This window comes from Alterinioella nitratireducens (assembly GCF_013155465.1).
Lineage (GTDB): Bacteria > Pseudomonadota > Alphaproteobacteria > Rhodobacterales > Rhodobacteraceae > Alterinioella > Alterinioella nitratireducens.
This window is the reverse complement of record NZ_JABJVX010000004.1, coordinates 372,431-392,595: the sequence shown is the minus strand read 5'-3', so window position 1 is coordinate 392,595 and position 20,165 is coordinate 372,431. Positions and strand designations below refer to the sequence as shown.

Below are 20,165 nucleotides of genomic sequence, written 5' to 3'. Positions count from 1 at the left end.
GGCCTCGCTTCGCTATGCGAAGGCTCCGCTCAGCCCGCGCTACCGGCGGGAGTTACACCAACTGTTGGGACACTGCTAAGGCAATCACGCATTAGAGGTCCTCTTCAGTGGGGACATGCTTAAAGAACTCTTCGTTTCCGAGAGCACTGGCGTCCTCAAGCATGAGCTTCTGAGCTTCGCTAGAATAGAAGAGGCGTGGGTTCTTCCGGCGGACTTTTTGCCAATCTTGATTGGTTTTCGGCTGACGTCGTGTCATGGGCATTCCTTTAAAATGTGTTGGGATGAATCCTCCAGCAATCCGCACCCGTTACTCATGATTGGGAGCAGGACGCTCTTACGCAGTGAAGCTGTTTTGGCGGAGGAGAGGTCTTCATGAAAGAAACCGCAAAGGGCTGCATTCTTTCACTTGCCTATAGTATATTATACCACGTCCTTGGTGTTAAGTCAACACTTAAAGACTGTTGCTGTAAGAAATGTTGCGAATAGAGACCTTTTCAAGCCATTTTCTCTGCACATCGACGCTGTATCCACGTCCATAGCTTGTTCCCACTCCACCAGCGTGATGCCATCCGCCGATCTGGTCAACGAGTTCAACTGGTGCTTCAGCGTCTCGAAGGCGATCTCTAAGCGTGTGTCGAAAGCAGTGACAAGTCAGATCACCATATCGTTTGTGCAGGACTTTGTTGAGCGTGTTGCTTGCGTGGGTTGCTACCACTCGATCTGCGCGCACCCATCGTGGGAACACGAACTCATGATCTCTCGACATGTGCGAAAGCATGGTCATGGCTCTTAAACCTATGCCGACCAGAGGCACCAAACGTTCAGAACCTCGGGTTTTCAGGGGACGCATAGCATGGGGGCGGATGATGATAGTTCCCGCGTTTAGGTCTACATCCTGCCACCTGAGGCCTACAATCTCAGCCAACCTAGCGCCCGTCTCACCAAGGATCGGCAGAATGAGGCGGGTATCTTTATTGGAACAGAGGGCCTCTCCGTAAATTGCCCTAAGTTGATCGAAAGTGAACGTCTCCCTAGTCTTGATGTCATGTCCTTCTCGGGGGATAGGAACACGGCAGAAGGGGTTTCTTTTATCGGCCTCCATCTCAAGTAAACCGTATTCGAAAACCGCGTGAAGGGACTGCAAGCGTCTTCGTACTGTGGCGGTTTTGTTACCCAGACTTAGGAGATGATCGACCAAGGCTCTGGCATCTCGGCGCGTGTAGCGATCAACTGGTCTGTTTCCGCAAATCTGGATCAGGCTTCGGATTGCCAGCCGACACGGCTTCTCATGGATAGACCTGAGAGCGAGATACTGCTCCATGCAATCAGCCAATGTCAGCGTCTGCGGCTTCAGTCGTGCTAACAACAACTGAATGCAGACAGGATGAACAGGATCAGCGGCCCACAGCTCATTGAGTGCGCCTGTCAGGGCAGCCGCTAGAGGTCCAACCTCATCTGACTTCTTACCTAGGGAGACTTGCACAGCACTCATTCCGAATGCTTCGACGACATGTCTCGGGACACGACGATTGTAGTAATACGTGCCGGAACGAATGGTGGTGTGTGGGAATTTGTGTGACATTTCTTCAAGTCTCCGAGAGTTAACTCATTGACTTCAAATGTCTTTTGTAGGGTGATTGGTGCGGTCGAGAAGACTCGAACTTCCACGGGAGTTACCCCACAGCGACCTCAACGCTGCGCGTCTACCAATTCCGCCACGACCGCACGTGATCAGGTAGGTGGCGGGCTTGTACCCTCGTGATCCGCGGATGTGAAGGGGGATTCTGCACCGATTTCGTCCCGGCCCGCCGCCTAGGAAAAAGGGCCGCGCCCTGGCTCAGGCGCGGCCCCGATCTGTCACCCGAAGAAGGTGTTACTTGTTGTCCTGCACCGGGGTCACCGGCGTCACCGGGGTGATCGCGGCGGCGGTCGGGGGCGAGACGATGACGGTCTGCGCCGGGGGCGCGGCCACCACGGTCGGCTGCGGCTGCTGCACGGGGGCGGTCGGCGTGGTCACGACCTGCGGCGCGGGTGCCGCCGTCTGGGCCGAGCGATAGGCCATCAGGAGCGGCTGACCATAAAGCCCGGTCTGCGCCGAGCCGCCGTTCAGACCCCAGTAATAGGCCTGCATCAGCTCGTCATACTGGTAGGACGGATACTGACGCCCGTTGACGGGATAGCCCATGGTCGCCTGGTAGCGCTCGATCGCGGCGCGGGTGTTGCCGCCGATCTGGCCATCGACGGCCCCGGCGTTGAAGCCGAAATAGTTCAGCGCGGTCTGCGTATCGCGGCCCATCTGGGTGGCCGGGATAGGGGTATAGGTGCTGGTATTGCCCGAGGGGCGCGTCACCACGGTGCGGTTGCCGGCATTGTTGCCATTGGCGATCGCCGCGCCGATCAGGCCGCCGACGATCAGGCCGCCGACGACATCGCCCGCATCGGCCTGCGCATCCTCGGCGGGGAAGGTTGCAAGGGCGACGGCAAAGGTCGCGGTGGTCAAGGCCTTAAAGATCATGATTGGTCCTCCAATTACGCTGGTCTCGATGATTGGTCGCAGTTTAGCATGTTCCGGTTCAATCAAAAGTATGAATTACCCGCACTATCGGCGGAAATCCTGCGCATTCCTACGCGGATGTGTCCCCTGATCGCGCGGTTGTGAACCGATTGCGGTCCGGGGCCCTGACGCTCACGGGGTCGATTCGCCCCGCCGGCCTATTGGTCAAGGACCATCATGCCGCGTATACTTCGGTCTCGACCACCGATCGGCGGGGTTGATCTTGCGGCTTGCCGATGCCATCGCGGAGGCAGAGGCAAAGGAGGCCGGGCTGATGCCCGGATGAGCTGATGGTCAACTGGATTCGCTCGGACGCACCCGTCCCCTACGCGCAAGCCGTCACCTGGATGGAGGAGCGCGCCGCGGCCATCGCGCGCGGCCAGGCCGAGGAGGCGATCTGGCTTCTCGAACATCCCCCCCTCTACACCGCCGGAACCTCGGCCAAGCCCGCCGACCTGACCGATCCCGACCGCTTCGAGGTCCACGCCACGCGGCGCGGCGGGCAATATACCTATCACGGGCCGGGGCAGCGGGTGGCTTACGTTTTGCTGGATGTGGGCGCGCGCGGGCGCGACGTGCGGCGCTTCGTGGCGCAGATGGAGGATTGGGTGATCGCGACGCTGGCCGAGTTCAACGTCACCGGCGAAAAGCGCGAAGGCCGGGTCGGCGTCTGGGTCACGCGGCCCGAGAAACCGCCGCTGGTGACGGGCGAGCCGCGCGAGGACAAGATCGCGGCGCTTGGCGTGCGGATCACCAAATGGGTCAGCTATCATGGCCTTTCGATCAACGTGGAGCCCGACCTCAGCCATTTCGACGGCATCGTTCCGTGCGGCATATCGGACCATGGCGTCACCTCGCTCGTTGATCTCGGCCTGCCGGTGACGCTGGACGATGTCGATCTGGCCTTGCAGAAAACCTTTACGCAGGTCTTCGGCTCGGCGGAAATCCCCCGCCGTCCACGCCCCGCCCCGGCGGAAAACTGATTGTTTCGCAGACAGGCGGCGCGTTGCCTTTTTCTTGCCATGATTGACCTCGAAAAGCGCCCCATTCGCGGTTGACGGGGCAAGGCAAGGAACCGAAAAACAACGGTTTTCCGGCATTATCCCGAATATGGCGAAAACTTTCGACTGTTTCGCCCCGCCGGGTAAGGAATGGTCAATCTTCTTGGGGCAGGCTGCCCCGAAAGCCCCCGCGTCGCGCCGGGGGCGCTGGCTTGGAAAGGGACGGCAAGGTTTGGATTTCGAGGCGCAGATCGAACGGGACAACAAGATGGAAACCCGCATTATCCTCATCGCCCTGGTGGGATTGGCCGCGCTGGTCGTGGGGGCCGTGGGGATCGCGCTTTATGACGTCACCCCGCCCGACAGCGCCGCCTTGACCGCCCCGCCGCCTGCCGACACGCCCCTCATCGAATAACGGGACGGGCCGCCTACCCCGCCCGACCGACCTCCGCCGGGGCCGTCTTCGCCATCGCATCGAAATTGAACCAGCGCGCCAGCCGCCGCTGCAGCTTCGGCGCGCCATCCACTTCCAGTCGCCCATCGCCCATGGCCGCCGCCAGCGTCACATCACCGCGATAGACCCGGATCAGATCGGCCAGCGTGGCGCGCAGGTAGAGGTCGGTCTCGCCGCCGGGATCGGACACGCAGAGCTCCAGCTTTCCAGCCTCGCAGAGGAACCAGTAGAACCGCTTGTGCTGCGGCTGGTCCGTCACCTCCAGGCGCAATACCCGCCGCTCCGGCCCGAAAGCCGCCGGGTCGACCGAGTATTCCAGCCCCCAGATCAGCAATCCAAGGTCAAGCTCGCCCTCCTGCAATTCGCGCCGGGTCCAGCGCCGCCCCCAGATGCCCAGCGCACCGACCAGCGGCAGGAACTCGGCCCCCGCCGCGCTCAGGTGATAGGTCCAGGCGCGCCCGGTCGCATTGCGCCGCCGCGTGACAAGCCCCTCGGCCTCCAACTGGCGCAGCCGCCGGGTGAGCAGCGTTGCCGACATATGCGGCACGCCGCGATGGATGTCGCTGAACCGCTCGGCCCCGGCCCCGAGGTTGCGGATGACCAGCGCGGTCCAGCGCTCGCAGAAGATCTCGGCGGCCTTGGCGATCGGGCAGAACTGGCCGTAGCTTTTCATCTCTCGCGCCTCCGGTTGCCTCCGATCATACCGCATCCGCGCCGCCCCGAATACTCCAGATCGTGGAGTATCCCGCGCGCCGGACGGGGGGGTATTCTTGGGTCGAACGCAAAGCGGGAGGCCCCGATGACAACCGACACGCAAAGCCCCGAGGCCCGGATGTGGGGCCAGCCCGGCACCGCCTATGACGGCATCTCCTTCGGGCTGGCCGACACCATCGCGCACACGGTGCAGGCGCTTTGGCCGCGTGCGGGCGCGCGCATCCTCGATATCGGCACCGGCACCGGATGGGCGGCCCGCCTTGCCGCGTGGCGCGGCGCGCGCGTGACCGGCATCGACATCGCCCCCGGCATGATCGCGGCGGCGAAGAGCCTGTCCGAGGGCATCACGCCGCGCCCGCAATTCCAAGAGGCCGCCGCCGAGGCGCTGCCCTTTGAGGACGCCAATTTCGACGGCGTGATCTCGACCTACGGCATCATCTTCTCCGCCGCGCCACAGAAGGCCATCGCCGAGCTTGCCCGCGTCACGCGCCCCGGCGGGCGGCTGGCGCTGGCGACATGGGCCGACGCGCCCGAGGGCTATATCGCGGGGTTCTTCGGGTTGCTTGGCGAATGGTCGGACGCGCCCCCGCCGCCCGCCTCGCCCTTCGACTGGGGGCGCCCCGACTGGCTGCAACTGGCGTTCGGCGGCACATTCCGCATCGAGGCCCGCGCCCAAGAGACGACACTCTACGCGCCAGATGTCGAGACGGTCTGGCACGAATATGTTACCGGCTTCGGCCCCGTCGCCGCAACCCACGCCGCCCTGCCCGACGACCGCAAACCCGCCTTCCGCGCTGCCTTCGAGGCGTTTCACCGCGCCTACGAGACCGAGCTTGGCCTCGCCATCCCCCGCCCCGCCCTTGTCATCCGGGGCGTCCGCACCTGACCCGGCCCGCAACCTGAACCGGCCCCCCCGGCCCACGCAGTCGCCACCCGGTTGCGCCGATGCGCCGCTAAGGGCCGTGCATGAGGCAATTTTTCCCACATATCGTGGCGCTAACGCATTGCACGGACCCCATCCCCAAACTAGAACAGGTCCAAGGGAATTGAGCGCGCGTGGCCGTTTACCACGGATTTCGGCGCGCGTTGCGAAACAGGAGACGGCCATGGCTGACGCTGCCACCACCGGACACGACCACGACGAGCGGAGCTTCTTCACCCGCTGGTTCATGTCGACCAACCACAAGGATATCGGGATCCTCTATCTGTTCACCGCGGGCTTTGTCGGCCTGATTTCGGTGGCGTTTACGGTCTATATGCGCATGGAGCTGATGGAGCCCGGCGTGCAGTACATGTGCGCCGAAGGCGCGCGGTTCCTGGGCGGCATCGGGGCCGAGGATTGTTCCCCCAACGGGCATCTTTGGAACGTGATGATTACCTATCACGGCATCTTGATGATGTTCTTCGTGGTGATTCCCGCGCTCTTTGGCGGCTTTGGCAACTATTTCATGCCGCTGATGATCGGCGCGCCCGACATGGCCTTCCCGCGTCTCAACAACCTCAGCTACTGGATGTATGTCGCCGGGGTCTCGCTCGGCGTCGTATCCATGCTGGCACCGGGCGGCAACGGCCAGCTCGGCTCGGGCGTGGGCTGGGTGCTCTACGCGCCGCTTTCCACGCGTGAGGCCGGCGTGTCGATGGATTTCGCGATCTTCGCGGTGCACGTCTCGGGCGCCTCCTCGATCCTCGGCGCGATCAACATCATCACCACCTTCCTCAACATGCGCGCACCGGGCATGACCCTGCACAAGACGCCGCTCTTTCCGTGGTCGATCTTCATCACCGCCTGGCTGATCCTGCTGAGCTTGCCGGTTCTGGCGGGCGCGATCACGATGCTGCTGACCGACCGCAACTTCAACACCGGCTTCTTCACGCCCGCCAATGGCGGCGATCCGGTCCTCTATCAGCACCTGTTGTGGTTCTTCGGCCATCCCGAGGTCTACATGATCATCGTGCCGGGCTTCGGCATCATCAGCCACGTCATCGCGACCTTCTCGAAAAAGCCGATCTTCGGCTACCTGCCGATGGTCTACGCCATGGTCGCGATCGGCGCGCTCGGCTTCGTCGTGTGGGCGCACCACATGTACACGGTCGGCATGACGCTGAACCAGCAGGCCTATTTCATGGTCGCAACCATGGTCATCGCCGTGCCCACGGGCATCAAGATCTTCTCCTGGATCGCGACGATGTGGCAGGGCTCGATCACCTTCAAGACGCCCATGCTCTTCGCCATCGGGTTCCTGTTCGTCTTCACCGTCGGCGGCGTGACCGGCATCGTGCTGGCGCAGGCGGGCATCGACCGGGCCTATCACGACACCTATTACGTGGTGGCCCATTTCCACTATGTGATGTCGCTTGGCGCGGTGTTCTGCATCTTCGCGGGCACCTATTACTGGATCGGCAAGATGTCCGGTCGCCAGTACCCGGAATTCTGGGGCAAGGTGCATTTCTGGCTGTTCTTCATCGGCACCAACATCACCTTCTTCCCGCAGCATTTCCTGGGCCGCCAGGGCATGCCGCGCCGCTATATCGACTACCCGGACGCCTTCGCGCTGTGGAACTGGTGGTCCTCCATCGGGGCTTTCATCGCCTTCGCATCCTTCCTGCTGTTCATCGGGATCGTGTTCTACACCATCTTCGCGGGCCGCAAGATCGAGGAGAACGCCTATTGGGGCGAGCACGCGGAGACGCTGGAATGGCTGCTGCCCAACCCGCCGCCCGAGCACACCTTCGAGGAGCTTCCGACCCAGGAGATGTGGGACAGGCAACCCCACCACTGATGCCGGTCGAAACCACCAGATACGCAAAGGGGGCCCCGGAGGATTTCGGGGCCCTTTTTCATGAAGAGCACGGCACGCCCCGCCTGGTGCTGACACTCCGCCCGCACAAATCCCTGACCCCGCCGGGCTTCGTCTGGTTCATCGGGCTGACCGCGGGGCTGATGGCGCTGCCGCTCATCGCGGTCCTGGGGCGCTCGGTCCTGTGGGGTGTGCTGCCCTTTGTCCTCATCGCCATCGCCGCGATCTGGTGGGGGCTGAAACGCTCCTGGTCGGATATGGAACTGCACGAGGAACTGGTGATCTGGGACGGCTGGATGCGGCTTGCCCATAACGCCCCGCGCAAGCCCCCCCAGGTCTGGGAGGCCAACCCCTACTGGGTCCGCGTCAGGCGCATTCCCGAGGGCGGGAAAGTGCCCGATTACGTGACGATGAAGGCCGAGGGCCGCGAGGTCGAGATCGGCGCCTTCCTGGCCCCCTTCGAGCGGCGCGACTTGCACGCGCTCTTGGAGCGGGAGATTTTTCCGAACCGGTAGGGTCCGCCTGCAATGGCTTCGAATTGCTTCGCAATCCGACCGGTCGGGGGGCCAGCCCCGTCGCCATTGTAGCTCGGACCAATGGCGCAACAATGGCGACCCCCCCCAGGTTATTTCTAGAACAAAGAAGATGCGTGAGTCCAAAAAACTCTGCCGTTAACCGATCCTTAGTCAAACCGCGCTATACCCGGTCCCCGGTATACCGAACGCGGATCCGGGGGGCGCCTCCCTGCCCCTCGCCCGCAGCGTTTCATGAGGTCGGGTCACCAGCCGAAGACAGCCCCTGACACGGGCCAAGGCGGGGCCTTCCCCAGATATCGCACCAAGACCTTGATGACGCGCGGCCCTTTTGGCGGGCCCGCCAATCTCTAATTCCGCATGGGTCAGGAGGGGCGCAGATCGCGCAACATCCCGGCCCCCCGTTCCCGATATGAGCACCGAAACCCGACCGGGGGCTGCCGGGCGTCGACGCCCTGCCCCGCGCGGCGCGTTGACGCGCCGTATTCCCGGTCAGGACAGACGTTCGCGCACCCGCGGGCCGACCGCGCCGAAATCCATCTGGCCGGTATGTTTCGACTTCAGCACGCCCATGACGCGTCCCATATCGCGGATGCTGTCGGCGCCCGTCGCGGCGATCGCATCATCCACCGCCCTGGCGACCTCCTCCTCGCTCAACTGGCGCGGCAGGTAATCCTCGATCACCGCGATTTCCTCGCGCTCCTTCTCGGCCAGTTCCAGCCGCCCGCCTTCCTCATAGGCGCGGGCGCTTTCCTGGCGCTGCTTGACCATCTTGCCCAGGATCGCCAGCACCTCGGCCTCGCTGACACCCTCGGAATTGCCCTTGGCGCGCGCGTTGATGTCCTGATCCTTGATGGCGGCGCTGATCAGGCGCAGGGTCGAGAGGCGCGTGACGTCCTTCTCCCGCATCGCCGTTTTCAGGCCCTCGTTGATCCGTTCCCTCAGTGGCATTTCGCTTGTCCCTGGCTATGCAACAGCCCCTGAACATAAGGGATCGGGCAGCCTGCAACAACCCGTCGCGGCCCCGCTTGACCCCGCCCCCTGCCCCCCTTAGGTTGCGCCGGATTTTGCCCCGCCACATATGGAGTCGCGCGATGACCGACCGCCCCACCGCCTGCCTGGTTCTTGCTGACGGAACAGTCTTCTACGGTCGCGGCTTCGGGGCCACCGGGCAGACCGTGGCCGAGCTGTGCTTCAACACCGCGATGACCGGCTACCAGGAGATCATGACCGATCCCTCCTATGCCGGCCAGATCGTGACCTTCACCTTCCCCCATATCGGCAATACCGGCGTCAACACCGATGATGACGAGACCGCCGATCCCGTGGCCGAGGGCATGGTGGTAAAATGGGATCCGACCGCGCCCTCGAACTGGCGCTCCGAGCAGGAGCTCACGGCATGGCTGGCCGCACGCGGGCGCATCTGCATCGGCGGCGTCGACACACGGCGGCTCACGCGCGCGATCCGCCAGCAAGGCGCGCCGCATGTGGCACTTGCGCATGACCCCGAGGGGAATTTCGACCTCGAAGCGCTGGTCAAGGCCGCCCGCGATTTCGCCGGGCTGGAGGGCGTGGATCTGGCAAAGGATGTCACCTGCGCGCAGAGCTATTCCTGGGACGAGATGCGGTGGGCCTGGCCCGACGGACATCCGCGCCGCGAAGGGCCGGGGCACAAGGTCGTGGCGATTGACTACGGCGCGAAACGCAACATCCTGCGTTGCCTGGCCAGCGCCGGTTGCGATGTCACCGTCCTGCCCGCCACCGCCACCGCCGAGGAGGTTCTGGCGCATCAGCCCGACGGCGTGTTCCTGTCGAACGGCCCCGGCGATCCGGCGGCGACCGGTGCCTACGCGGTGCCGATGATCAAGGACGTGCTGGCCGCCGATCTTCCCGTCTTCGGCATCTGCCTGGGTCACCAGATGCTGGCGCTGGCGCTTGGCGCCAAGACCGTCAAGATGAGCCACGGCCACCACGGTGCCAATCACCCGGTCAAGGATCACACCACCGGCAAGGTCGAGATCACCTCGATGAATCACGGCTTCACGGTCGACAGCCAGTCCCTGCCCGAGGGTGTCGAGGAAACCCATGTCTCGCTCTTCGATGGCTCGAATTGCGGTATCCGCGTCACCGGCAAGCCGGTCTTCTCGGTGCAATACCACCCCGAGGCCAGCCCCGGCCCGCAGGACAGCTACTACCTGTTCGAACGCTTCGTCGCCGCCATGAAGGACCGCGCGGCGGAACCGGCATAAACCGTGCCAACCGACCGGGTTTTAATCATTTATTAGGACTTGTGGCTTCTGGTGATCTCCGGGCAGAACCGTCCGGGGACAATTGACTTTGGCTGAAACGCGCCAGATCACCGAAATGGCCGACCGACCTGTGTCACGACAAGGCCGCCCGCATCTGCGCGCGGTGACGGCAAGCGGGGCGGCACGGCCCCGGCTGGCGGAGATTCTGCTCGACCAGGGCGCGATCACGCAAGACGACATGCTGACCGCGCTGGCGTTGCAAAGGCACCAGAACCTGCCCTTGGGCGAGATCCTGATGGCGCATGGCGTGATCTCCGAGGTGCAGCTTCTGCGCGCCCTCTCGACGCAATTCGGCACCCGTCTGGCCGATACCGGCGGCGCGGGGCCGGACCCGGCCCTGGCCGCGCATCTGCCCGCCAAGACCGCCGCCGCGCTGAATGCGCTGCCCTGGCGGCGGGCGGGGGCGGCGCTGGTGGTGCTGACCAACCGGCCCGACCGCGCCGATGCGATTCGCGCCGCGATCGACCATGACGGGCCGATCCTGCTGGCGCTGGCGGGGCGTGAGCGGATGCACACCCTCCTGACCCAGGCCTATGGCGATGCGCTGGCCCGCGCCGCCGAGGCGCGCACGCCCGGCACGTTCAGCTGCCGCGACTGGTCCGCCGACCGCGCCCTGCGGCGCTGGCTGGCCGCGCTGCTGGTTCTGGTGGGGCTCGCGCTGGTGGCCCCCGGCGCGGTCGTGGCGCTGCTTTTCGGAACCGCGATTGGCATTTCCGTCATCAACACGGGCGTGAAATGGCTGGCCCTTCAGGCCGAGTTCTTTTCCAGCCCCTACCGCGCGATGCAGGCAGCGAGGGACAAGCCGCCGCCGATCCGCCGGATGCCGGTCGTCACCATCCTGCTGCCGCTCCTGCACGAACGCGACATCGCGGGGCAACTGATCGCGCGGGTCTCGCGGCTGGATTACCCGCGCGAATTGCTCGACGTGCTGCTGATCGTCGAACATGGCGACACCACCACCCGCGCCGCCCTGCGCGACGTGACCCTGCCCGCCTGGATGCGCGCCGTGATCGTCCCGCCGGGCGAGCCGCGCACCAAGCCACGCGCGATGAATTACGCGTTGAATTTCGCGCGCGGCACCATCGTCGGGGTCTATGACGCCGAGGATGCGCCCGAGCCCGACCAGATCCGCAAGGTCGCCAGGCGCTTCGCCGAGATGCCGCCCGATGTGGTCTGCCTGCAAGGCCAGCTGGATTACTACAACCCGACGCATAACTGGCTGAGCCGCTGTTTCACGCTGGAATACGCCACCTGGTTCCGGCTGATGCTGCCCGGTGTGCAGCGCCTCGGCCTCTTCGTGCCGCTCGGGGGCACCACGCTGTTCTTCCGCCGCGACGCGCTGGAGGATATGGGCGCCTGGGACGCACATAACGTAACCGAGGATGCCGATCTGGGCCTGCGCCTGGTGCGGCGCGGCTACCGCACCGAGATCGTCGAGACCACCACGTTCGAGGAGGCCAACGCCGCCGTGCTGCCCTGGATCAAGCAGCGCTCGCGCTGGCTCAAGGGCTACGCGATGACCTGGGCCACCCATATGCGCGACCCGGTGCAGCTGTGGCGCGACCTCGGGGCCAAGCGTTTCATCGGCTTCCAGGCGCAGCTTCTGGGCGCGGTCCTGGGCTTTGCGATGGCCCCGCTTCTGTGGACCCTGGTGGTCAAGCTCTTCGGGCTCTGGCATCCGCTGGACCAGTTCCTGACCACGCGCGGCTACCTCGGGCTGGCGCTGTTCTTCCTGGCCAGTCAGGCGCTGACCTTCCTCGCCGCCTGGCGTGCCTCGCGGCTTGCGCGGCACCGCAGCCTGCGCTGGTGGATCCCGCTCCTGGATGTGTATTTCCTGCTGGCCAGCGCCGCCGCGATCCTCGGCCTGATCGAGCTGGCGCATCGCCCGTTCCATTGGCGCAAGACCGAACATGGCCGCTTCTCGACCGGGCGCAGGGCGGCGAGCCTTCAGATCGAGGCCGCCTCTTCCTTCAGCCGCACCTCGAACGCCGTCGAGAGGTGATCCTTCAGCGCCTGCGCCGCCCGGTCACCATCGCGCGCGGCAATCGCGGCGACGATCTCGGAATGCTCCTCCAGCGCCACGGGGCCGCGGCCCTCGGCGGCCAGCGACGTGGTCGCCATCAGCGCCATCGAGCGATGCACGAGGTCCAGTTGCTGCACCAGGTAGGTGTTATGCGAGGCCAGGTGGATCTGCCGGTGAAAGCGCCGGTTGGCCAGCGCCAGCGCGTCCGGATCGTTGACCAGCGCCTGATCGGCGGCCACCATCTCCTGCATGACGCGGATCTCCTCGGGGCTGGCATGCTGCGCGGCGAGACGCGCGGCCAGCCCCTCAAGCTCTGCCCGCACCACGTAAAGCTGCGCCATCTGGCCGTGATCCAGCGACGCCACGATCAGGCTGCGCCCGTCCCGCGCCAGAAGCCCTTGCGTTTCAAGCCGTTGCAGCGCCTCGCGAATGGGCGTGCGCGAGACGCCGAAGCGCTCGGCCAGTTCCGATTCGACCAGCCGGTCGCCGGGCCGGTAGAGCCCCCGGTCGATCGCCTGAAGGATCAGCGCATAGGCATCTTTTTGGGGCGCTTTGCCGCTGGCCATTGGCTCCTCCTTCGATTTCGGGCAAGGCTAGGGCGGCCCCGCCCCAAGCGCAACCCTGACAAGGACGCCTCATGCCCGCGCAGCACTTCGCCCATGTCGAGACCTGGGTTTTCGACCTCGATCACACGCTCTACCCGCCGGAAATGGCGCTGTTCGACCAGATCAACGTCAAGATGACGGCCTTTGTCATGGAGGCGCTCAAAGTGGGCCGCGACGAGGCCAACCACCTGCGCACCAAATACTGGCGCGAGCATGGCACCACGCTGGCCGGGCTGATGGATATTCACGGGGTCGATCCCGGCCCCTACCTGAGCGAGGTGCATGAGATCGACTTTTCCGTGCTGGTGCCCGACGCTGACCTCGCCGCGCGGATCAGGGCGCTGCCGGGGCGGCGCATCGTCTATACCAACGGCACCGCGCCCTACGCCGAGAACGTGATCGCGGCGCGCGGGTTGGCGGGCCTCTTCGATGCGGTCTATGGCGTCGAACATGCAGGCTTCCGCCCCAAGCCCGAGCGGCGCGCCTTTGATGCCGTCTTTGCCCGCGACGGGTTGACCCCCGCCCGCGCCGCGATGTTCGAGGATGATCCGCGCAACCTGGCCGCCCCCCACGCGATGGGGATGCGCACGGTGCAAGTGGCACCCGTCGCCGACCCCGCCGATCACATCCACCACCATACCGATGATCTGGGCGGGTTCCTCGCGCGGCTGGTCGCGTGAAGGCCGCGCGCATCTGCCGCTTGGCCCCTGCCGCGCCGAGGGCCTAGATCAGGGGGGGAACGCATGAAGAGGCCCCGCGATGTCCGACCAATTCGATTGTGATGTGCTTGTCTCGGGCGGCGGGATTGCCGGGCTGACGGCGGCGGCGGCGTTCGGCGCGGCGGGATTCTCCGTCATCTGCGTCGATCCCGCACCACCCGTCACCGCGCGCGAGGCGCAAGGTTCGGACCTGCGCACCACCGCCTTCCTGCAACCGGCGCGCGGGTTCCTTCAGCGCGCGGGCCTCTGGGACCGGCTGGAACCGCATGCCAGCGCGCTCCAGATCATGCGCATCGTGGACGCGGGCGGCGAAGCGCCCGAGCCGCGCGTGATCCATGATTTCAACGCCGCCGACATCTCCGACCTGCCCTTTGGCTGGAACCTGCCCAACTGGCTCTTGCGGCGGGAAATGGTGGCGGCGCTGGAGGGGATGGCGCGCGTCGATTTCCGCCCCGGCACCGGCACCATGTCACTTCTGGCGCGCGAGCGCGAGGCGCTGGTGGGTCTGAACGACGACACCCGCCTGCGCGCGCGCCTTGTCATCGCCGCCGACGGGCGCGGCTCGCCGATGCGGCAAGCCGCGGGGATCGACGTCAAGACCACGCGCTACGGGCAGAAGGCGCTGGCCTTCGCGGTGACGCATGACGCCCCGCATGGCGGCGTTTCGACCGAGGTGCACCGCACGGGCGGGCCCTTCACGCTGGTGCCGCTGCCCGATCACGACGGGCGGCCAAGCTCGGCGGTGGTGTGGATGGAGACAGGGCCGGAGGTGGCGCGGCTGGCCGATCTCGACGTCCCGGCCTTCGAGACGGAGATGACGGCGCGCTCGGCGGGTCTCTACGGGCCGCTGAACCTGGCCTCGGCGCGCACGGTCTGGCCGATCATTTCCCAGGTTGCCGAGCGGATGGAGGGCACGCGGCTGGCGCTGGTGGCCGAGGCCGCGCATGTGGTGCCCCCCATCGGCGCGCAGGGGCTGAACATGAGCCTGGGCGATCTGGCCGCCCTGCTGGACCTGGCCGAGGCGGACCCAGGCGGGCTCGGGCAGCGGGACATGCTTGCGGCCTATCACAAGGCGCGTCACGCGGAGGTCCGGGCGCGGGTGGCGGGGATCGACGCGCTCAACCGCGCCTCGATGGTGGAAGCCCAAACCTTGCGCGACATGCGGATGCGGGCGTTGCGCGCGTTCTACAAGGTCAAGCCGGTGCGCGTGGCGCTGATGCGTGCGGGGTTGGGCACCGGGCGCACGGGGTAGCGGCCCCTTGTCGGAACTTTCCGACGCAGGCGCGCGTTGACAGACACGTGCCCGCCTGCCGACACATCGTCGATGTCCGCAGGCACCGACACAGCGACAGGGGACCAGACCATTTCCGAGGACACCGAAAAACCGGCCTCCGCCAGCGATTCGCCGGGCGACGATCCGGATCGCGACGGCGGCGCCAAACCCAAGGTCGACAAGCGCAAGTCCCGCGAGAAGACCCCCACCATTGCCGAAGAAGCCCTGACCGACCTGGAACTTGAGGACGTCACCGATCATCGCAGATTGTCGGCGATCACGGTCTATTCGGTGATCCTGCGCGAGGGCGAGGAGGAGTTGGAGCGCCCGCAGGCCTCGCTCTGGTGGTCGGGCGTGGCGGCGGGCATCGGCATCTCCACCTCGGTGCTGGCCGAGGCCACGATCCGCTCGGGCCTGGGGGCAGAGCATCCCTATCTCAGGCTGATCGAGAGCTTTGGCTACAGCCTCGGTTTCGTGCTGGTGATCATGTGCCGCCTACAGCTTTTCACCGAGAACACGATCTCGGTGGTCCTGCCGGTGCTGGCGTGCCCCTCGCGCTACCGTTTCGCCCGCACCGCGCGGCTTTGGGGGATCGTTTTCGTCGCCAACATGGTGGGCACCCTGCTGACCGCCGCCATCACCGTGCATGGCGGCATCGTCACCGATGAGATTCTGGCCGCCATCCTGGACATCTCGCGCCATGTCGCCGCGATCGACCCGGCGGCGGCCCTGTTGCGCGGCATTCCGGCGGGCTTTTTCATCGCCGCCGTGGTCTGGATGCTGCCTTCGGCCAAGAGGTCCGAGGCCCTTGTGATCATCCTCTTCACCTGGCTGATCGCGGCGGGGGATTTCACCCATGTGATCGCGGGATCCACCGAGATTTTCGCGCTGGTGGTGATCGGCGAACTGGGTCCGCTGACGGCGTTCAGCCACCACATCCTGCCGGTCCTGGTCGGCAATGTCATCGGCGGAACCGGCCTCTTCGCGATGCTGGCCTATGGCCAGATCCGCCGCGAGATGTGAGGCGGGCGCGTCAACCGATTGCCTTGTCCAGCGCGGCCTCCAGCCGCGCCAGGGTGGCATCGACGTCGATCAGCTTGTCGAGACCGAAGAGACCGAGGCGGAAGGTGGAAAAACCCTCGGGCTCACCGACTTGCAACGGCACGCCCGCCGCGATCTGCACGCCCAATGCACCGAACTTGGAGCCGTTCTGCACGCCGGGATCGTTGGTATAGCTGACCACGACACCGGGCGCGCCATAGCCATCGGCGGCGACCGAGGCGATGCCGCGCGATTTCAGCGCCGCGCGCACCTTGGTGCCAAGCTCCCATTGCGCGTCGCGCAGGCGCTCGAAGCCGTAATCGCGGGTCTCGGCCATCGTGTCGCGGAAGGCGGTCAGCCCGTCGGTGGGCATGGTGGCGTGATAGGCGTGCCCGCCCCCTTCATAGGCCGCCATGATCGCGCGCCATTTCCCGAGGTCGGCCGAGAAGCTGTCGGACGTGGTCTCCTCCAGCCGCGCCAGCGCGCGCTCGGACATCATCACCAGCCCTGCGCAGGGCGTCGAGGACCAGCCCTTTTGCGGGGCCGAGATCAGCACATCGACACCGGTTTCCTTCATGTCCACCCAGGCGCAGCCCGAGGCGATGCAGTCCAGCACCATCAGCGCGCCGACCTCATGGGCCGCCGCCGCCAGCGCCTTGATATAGGCGTCGGGCAGAATGATGCCCGAGGAGGTCTCGACATGCGGCGCGAAGACGATACCCGGCTTGTCCGCGCGGATGCGGGCGGTCACCTCCTCGATGGGGGCGGGCGCGAAGGGGGCGTTGGCCTCGTTTCCGGTCTGGCGCGCGCGCATCACCGTCGCCTCGCCGCCAAAGCCGCCCGCGTCCAGGATCTGCGTCCAGCGGAACGAGAACCAGCCGTTGCGCACGATCACGCAAGGCTGCCCGGCGGCGAACTGCCGCGCCACGGCCTCCATGGCATAGGTGCCGCCGCCCGGCACGATGGCCACGCCGCCTGCGTTGTAAACTTCCTTCAGCCCCTCGTTGATATCCAGCATCACCTTCTGGAACTTCGCGCTCATATGGTTGAGAGAGCGGTCGGTGAAGACCACGGAAAACTCCAGCTTCCCGTCGGGATCGACAGTATCGAGCAGGGCAGACATCGGGCGGACCTCCTGAAAATCAAAGCAATCTGTTCATCTTCTTGGTCCAAATACTCACCTGTCCCGCCGCCGAAGACCAGAGCTTTCGTCGATATGTCGCACTGGGGGGGAGAGAGAGAAAAACAGCGAGGAGCCCGACAGGGCGAGGAGCGGCCCGTCACAGCGGGCCGGGGCGGCGTTCCTCGCTCAGGAGCACATTGGCCTCGACATTGCCCACCCCCGGCAGGGTCATGATCCGGCGGCGCAGCACGCGCTCGAAATCGGCGAGATCGCGGGCGGTGACGCGCAGGCGGTAATCGTAGAGGCCAAGGACGTGTTGCACCGTCTGCACCTCGGGGATGGCACTGACGGCGCGCTCGAAATCCTCCAGGCTGACGCGGCCCTTGGTGGCCAGTTTCACGCCCAGGAAGACGGTGACGCCGAAGCCCAGTTTGCCCGCGTCCAGGTCCAGCCTGCGGCCCGCGATCACGCCCGCCTCCACCAGCCGCTTGATCCGCCGCCAGGTGGCGGGCTGGCTGAGCCCCAGGCGCCGCCCGAGTGTCGCCGATTTCGCGCCCGCATCCTCTTGCAGCGCGCGCAGCAGGGCGCGGTCGGTGGTGTCGAGATCCATCATATCGGCAGGCTCGGGCTGTCCTTGATCGTGGCGACATTCATCAGCGCCTCGATATCGGCGATATGCGGCAGGGCCAGGATCCGGTCGCGGTAGATCTGCTGGTAATGGCCCAGGTCGCGGGCGATCAGGCTGAGGCGGGCATCGGTGCGGCCAAGGAAGGTCTGGATCTCCAGCACCTCCGCGATGTCGCGCGCGGCCGCCAGGAAATCGTCGAAGGCGCGGGCCTGTGTCTTGTCCAGCGTGATGCGCAAGGAGACCTCGACCGTGTACCCAAGCGCGGCCCAGTTGATCACGCTTCGCGTGGCGCGGATGACGCCGGTTTCATGCAGCCGGTCGAGCCGCTTGTAGCAGGTGGCGGGCGCGATGCGCGTGGCCTCGGACAGGTCCGCGACCGAGAGGGTGGGATCGGCCTGCAACTGGCGCAGGAGGCGGCGGTCTGTGTCGTCGAGCATGACTCTGTCTCGGTTTTCAGATTCCCTGAATGAATTTCTATCAAACAAGGAAATATCTTCCAAGCATCAAACGACATTTCCGCAAGCGGCGCGTAGATTGCCCCCAAATCAACCAAGGAGCGAAGACATGCGCGTTTATTACGACCGCGATTGCGACATCAACCTGATCAAGGACATGAAAGTGGCCATCCTGGGCTATGGCAGCCAGGGCCATGCCCATGCGCTGAACCTGCGCGACTCCGGTGCCAAGAACGTCGTCGTGGCGCTGCGTGAAGGCTCGGGCTCCAAGGCGAAGGCCGAGGGCGAGGGGCTGAAGGTGATGGAGATCGCCGAGGCCGCCGCCTGGTGCGACCTGATCATGTTCACCATGCCCGATGAGCTTCAGGCCGAGACCTACCGCAAATACGTCCATGACAACCTGCGCGACGGCGCGGCGATTGCCTTTGCCCACGGGCTGAACGTGCATTTCGGCCTGATCGAGCCCAAGCCCGGCGTCGATGTCATCATGATGGCCCCGAAAGGCCCCGGCCACACCGTGCGCGGCGAATATACCAAGGGCGGCGGCGTGCCCTGCCTTGTCGCCGTGAACAATGACGCCAGCGGTCGCGCGCTTGAGATCGGCCTCAGCTATTGCTCGGCCATCGGCGGCGGGCGCTCGGGCATCATCGAGACCAATTTCCGCGAGGAATGCGAGACCGACCTCTTCGGGGAACAGGCGGTGCTCTGCGGCGGGCTGGTCGAACTGATCCGCATGGGCTTTGAAACCCTCGTCGAGGCGGGTTACGCGCCTGAAATGGCCTATTTCGAGTGCCTGCACGAGGTGAAGCTGATCGTCGACCTGATCTATGAGGGCGGCATTGCCAACATGAACTATTCGATCAGCAACACCGCCGAATATGGCGAATATGTCTCGGGCCCCCGCATCCTGCCTTACGACGAGACCAAGGCCCGGATGAAGGCGGTTCTGCGCGACATCCAGACCGGCGCCTTCGTGCGTGATTTCATGCAGGAAAACCAGGCCGGACAGCCGTTCTTCAAGGGCACGCGCCGCCTGAACGACGAGCACCAGATCGAGCAGGTCGGCGAGAAGCTGCGCGACATGATGCCGTGGATTTCGGCAGGCAAGATGGTGGACAAGTCCAAGAACTGAGCACGCCATCCGGACGCGTTCACAACGCCCCGGCAGATCGGTCTGCCGGGGCGTTTCCCATTGCCCGAACCTTGTGGGCAACCCTGACCGCCGACACAAGACCGCAGGGACTGCGCTGCGTGACCTTGCCCTCTGCGCCCCGGAAACCGGTCTCTTTGCCCGCACAGCACCGGTGCGCGGATGGAGGATTGTTATAGTATAACGCCCACACCATCTGCCCTTGCATGACACACAGCATCGACACCAGACAGGGCCTGCCGCCTGAGATGCAGCTCCTGCTTCGGGACTATCCGCGCGATACATGGCCGGAGAACCCGAACCTCGCCCAGTCCACCCAGAACTGGATGGCCGCCCATTCCATGTTCCGCCAACTGGCCGCGATCGTCACCAAGGATACGCGACGCTATCTCGACAAGGGGCTGGAGGATCAGACCTATGCAAGCCGCCTGGCGCATTTCGGCAACCTGCTGGTGCGCAACCTGCACGGGCATCACCATTGGGAAGACCGCAATTTCTTTCCCGAGCTTGAGGCCGCCGACCCGCGTTTCGCCGACGGGCTGGCAATGCTGGAGGGCGATCACGCGGCGCTGGACGGGTTGCTGGAGCGCTTCACGTCCCAAGCCAACCGGGTGGTGCAACTGGCCACGCTGGAGCCTGCGCAGATGCAAGACGAGGCCGGACCGCTGGAGGCGACGGCGGCGGATATCGGGCGCTTCCTGCATCGGCACCTGACCGATGAGGAGGAACTGGCCGTACCGATCCTGCTGCATCACCGCCTGCGCGGCTGATCCGGTGCCGTGATC

20 protein-coding genes and 1 tRNA gene are annotated in these 20,165 nt (G+C 65.2%); 12 read left to right on the top strand and 9 right to left on the bottom strand.

What is annotated here, in order from left to right; translation table 11 throughout:
* Window positions 1-451 precede the first annotated feature (451 nt).
* The 3 genes from HNS34_RS09715 to HNS34_RS09705 form a co-directional block, all read right to left on the bottom strand.
* On the bottom strand, window positions 452-1,582 hold the full coding sequence (locus HNS34_RS09715; RefSeq protein ID WP_172319853.1) for a site-specific integrase: 1,131 nt from the start codon (window positions 1,580-1,582) through the stop codon (window positions 452-454).
* A 56-nt stretch (window positions 1,583-1,638) separates the two neighbouring features.
* Window positions 1,639-1,725 (bottom strand) — tRNA-Leu (locus tag HNS34_RS09710).
* Window positions 1,726-1,873: 148 nt separating this feature from the next.
* Window positions 1,874-2,515 (bottom strand): peptidoglycan-binding domain-containing protein, encoded by a 642-nt coding sequence (locus HNS34_RS09705; protein WP_172319852.1) that lies wholly within the window; start codon window positions 2,513-2,515, stop codon window positions 1,874-1,876.
* A gap of 329 nt (window positions 2,516-2,844) precedes the next feature.
* Here HNS34_RS09705 and lipB point away from each other — a divergent pair, with 329 nt between their 5' ends.
* Window positions 2,845-3,537 (top strand): lipoyl(octanoyl) transferase LipB, encoded by a 693-nt coding sequence (lipB, locus tag HNS34_RS09700; RefSeq protein WP_172319851.1) that lies wholly within the window; start codon window positions 2,845-2,847, stop codon window positions 3,535-3,537.
* Between the two features lie 286 nt (window positions 3,538-3,823).
* Window positions 3,824-3,970 (top strand): hypothetical protein, encoded by a 147-nt coding sequence (locus tag HNS34_RS09695; protein WP_172319850.1) that lies wholly within the window; start codon window positions 3,824-3,826, stop codon window positions 3,968-3,970.
* 13 nt (window positions 3,971-3,983) lie between these two features.
* Here the strand turns inward: HNS34_RS09695 and HNS34_RS09690 are convergent, their stop codons facing one another.
* Complete coding sequence (locus HNS34_RS09690; RefSeq protein ID WP_172319849.1) at window positions 3,984-4,682, bottom strand: winged helix-turn-helix transcriptional regulator; 699 nt, start codon at window positions 4,680-4,682, stop codon at window positions 3,984-3,986.
* 126 nt (window positions 4,683-4,808) lie between these two features.
* Here HNS34_RS09690 and HNS34_RS09685 point away from each other — a divergent pair, with 126 nt between their 5' ends.
* The 3 genes from HNS34_RS09685 to HNS34_RS09675 all read left to right on the top strand — a co-directional run bounded on the left by HNS34_RS09685 (window position 4,809) and on the right by HNS34_RS09675 (window position 8,036).
* Entirely contained in the window at window positions 4,809-5,609 is an 801-nt protein-coding gene (locus HNS34_RS09685) for a class I SAM-dependent methyltransferase (protein WP_172319848.1), read from the top strand.
* A 220-nt stretch (window positions 5,610-5,829) separates the two neighbouring features.
* Complete coding sequence (locus HNS34_RS09680; RefSeq protein ID WP_172319847.1) at window positions 5,830-7,503, top strand: cytochrome c oxidase subunit I; 1,674 nt, start codon at window positions 5,830-5,832, stop codon at window positions 7,501-7,503.
* 86 nt (window positions 7,504-7,589) lie between these two features.
* Complete coding sequence (locus tag HNS34_RS09675; RefSeq protein WP_328700502.1) at window positions 7,590-8,036, top strand: DUF2244 domain-containing protein; 447 nt, start codon at window positions 7,590-7,592, stop codon at window positions 8,034-8,036.
* A gap of 510 nt (window positions 8,037-8,546) precedes the next feature.
* Here HNS34_RS09675 and HNS34_RS09670 read toward each other — a convergent pair.
* Entirely contained in the window at window positions 8,547-9,005 is a 459-nt protein-coding gene (locus HNS34_RS09670) for a GatB/YqeY domain-containing protein (RefSeq protein ID WP_172319845.1), read from the bottom strand.
* A 143-nt stretch (window positions 9,006-9,148) separates the two neighbouring features.
* On the opposite strand from HNS34_RS09670, the gene carA reads away from it, so the two are divergent.
* Entirely contained in the window at window positions 9,149-10,303 is a 1,155-nt protein-coding gene (gene carA, locus HNS34_RS09665; RefSeq protein WP_172319844.1) for a glutamine-hydrolyzing carbamoyl-phosphate synthase small subunit, read from the top strand.
* A gap of 115 nt (window positions 10,304-10,418) precedes the next feature.
* On the top strand, window positions 10,419-12,365 hold the full coding sequence (locus HNS34_RS09660) for a glycosyltransferase (RefSeq protein ID WP_172319843.1): 1,947 nt from the start codon (window positions 10,419-10,421) through the stop codon (window positions 12,363-12,365).
* On the opposite strand, the gene HNS34_RS09655 is transcribed toward HNS34_RS09660, so the two are convergent.
* On the bottom strand, window positions 12,311-12,952 hold the full coding sequence (locus tag HNS34_RS09655; protein ID WP_172319842.1) for a GntR family transcriptional regulator: 642 nt from the start codon (window positions 12,950-12,952) through the stop codon (window positions 12,311-12,313). The two genes, HNS34_RS09660 and HNS34_RS09655, sit on opposite strands and share 55 nt — an antisense overlap.
* Before the next feature lie 71 nt (window positions 12,953-13,023).
* Here HNS34_RS09655 and HNS34_RS09650 point away from each other — a divergent pair, with 71 nt between their 5' ends.
* The 3 genes from HNS34_RS09650 to HNS34_RS09640 all read left to right on the top strand — a co-directional run bounded on the left by HNS34_RS09650 (window position 13,024) and on the right by HNS34_RS09640 (window position 16,006).
* Window positions 13,024-13,671: a pyrimidine 5'-nucleotidase gene (locus HNS34_RS09650; protein ID WP_172319841.1), complete on the top strand. Its 648-nt coding sequence runs from the start codon at window positions 13,024-13,026 to the stop codon at window positions 13,669-13,671.
* Between the two features lie 79 nt (window positions 13,672-13,750).
* Window positions 13,751-14,962 (top strand): UbiH/UbiF family hydroxylase, encoded by a 1,212-nt coding sequence (locus tag HNS34_RS09645; protein ID WP_172319840.1) that lies wholly within the window; start codon window positions 13,751-13,753, stop codon window positions 14,960-14,962.
* A gap of 72 nt (window positions 14,963-15,034) precedes the next feature.
* Entirely contained in the window at window positions 15,035-16,006 is a 972-nt protein-coding gene (locus tag HNS34_RS09640) for a formate/nitrite transporter family protein (RefSeq protein WP_172319839.1), read from the top strand.
* A 10-nt stretch (window positions 16,007-16,016) separates the two neighbouring features.
* Here the strand turns inward: HNS34_RS09640 and HNS34_RS09635 are convergent, their stop codons facing one another.
* The 3 genes from HNS34_RS09635 to HNS34_RS09625 all read right to left on the bottom strand — a co-directional run bounded on the left by HNS34_RS09635 (window position 16,017) and on the right by HNS34_RS09625 (window position 18,212).
* Complete coding sequence (locus HNS34_RS09635) at window positions 16,017-17,147, bottom strand: aminotransferase class V-fold PLP-dependent enzyme (protein WP_172319838.1); 1,131 nt, start codon at window positions 17,145-17,147, stop codon at window positions 16,017-16,019.
* Between the two features lie 157 nt (window positions 17,148-17,304).
* Window positions 17,305-17,760: an Lrp/AsnC family transcriptional regulator gene (locus HNS34_RS09630; protein WP_172319837.1), complete on the bottom strand. Its 456-nt coding sequence runs from the start codon at window positions 17,758-17,760 to the stop codon at window positions 17,305-17,307.
* Window positions 17,757-18,212, bottom strand: a complete 456-nt coding sequence (locus tag HNS34_RS09625; RefSeq protein ID WP_172319836.1) for an Lrp/AsnC family transcriptional regulator — start codon at window positions 18,210-18,212, stop codon at window positions 17,757-17,759. The genes HNS34_RS09630 and HNS34_RS09625 overlap by 4 nt, the downstream gene beginning before the upstream one ends.
* A 127-nt stretch (window positions 18,213-18,339) precedes the next feature.
* Between HNS34_RS09625 and ilvC the strand changes: the two genes are divergently transcribed.
* Window positions 18,340-19,362: a ketol-acid reductoisomerase gene (gene ilvC, locus HNS34_RS09620; RefSeq protein WP_172319835.1), complete on the top strand. Its 1,023-nt coding sequence runs from the start codon at window positions 18,340-18,342 to the stop codon at window positions 19,360-19,362.
* A gap of 224 nt (window positions 19,363-19,586) precedes the next feature.
* Window positions 19,587-20,150 carry a hemerythrin domain-containing protein gene (locus HNS34_RS09615; protein WP_235952676.1) on the top strand — a complete coding sequence of 188 codons (564 nt, stop codon included), beginning with the start codon at window positions 19,587-19,589 and terminating at the stop codon, window positions 20,148-20,150.
* The last annotated feature ends 15 nt before the right edge of the window (window positions 20,151-20,165 follow it).